This is a genomic window from Escherichia sp. AM3, assembly GCF_032029835.1.
Lineage (GTDB): Bacteria > Pseudomonadota > Gammaproteobacteria > Enterobacterales > Enterobacteriaceae > Escherichia > Escherichia coli.
On sequence record NZ_JAVUPQ010000628.1, the window covers coordinates 1 to 388 of the forward strand.

General features: G+C 36.3%; 1 protein-coding gene. It reads right to left on the reverse strand.

Going from position 1 to position 388, the window contains the following annotated elements; translation table 11 throughout:
• Window positions 1-366 (reverse strand): VirB8/TrbF family protein (locus tag RTW80_RS27595; RefSeq protein WP_312721284.1); only part of this gene is annotated, 366 nt, incomplete at its 3' end.
• Window positions 367-388: the final 22 nt, after the last annotated feature.

The following is a 388-nucleotide window of genomic DNA, read 5'->3' on the forward strand; positions in this document are numbered from 1 at the left end:
CATTACATAATCATAATCATGCTGGAGACTGAAAAAATTATAACCTTCACGATGTTTTATATACTGGGTGATAAAATATCGGGCAATGGCTTCGTTTTCAGAAAGATTTTCTTTTTTAACAGAAGTCAGACGTTCAGCCACACCTGTAACCTTATCGATAAGGTAGGCATCAACAACTGTTGTTTTCAGTGGTAATGCTGCATTTAATGCAAGTAAAGACAGCCCACCAATTAACATGCCTCCGATACCACCGAATTTATAAATACGATTCATTCTCTCCTGTCGTGCAATGTTGTTTTCTTCAAACGAAACTGATGAGGCAGTAACGTCTTTTTTATTTTTAAATCCGGGAAGTTTAAATTCCATTTTGCATTACCTCAGCAGACTT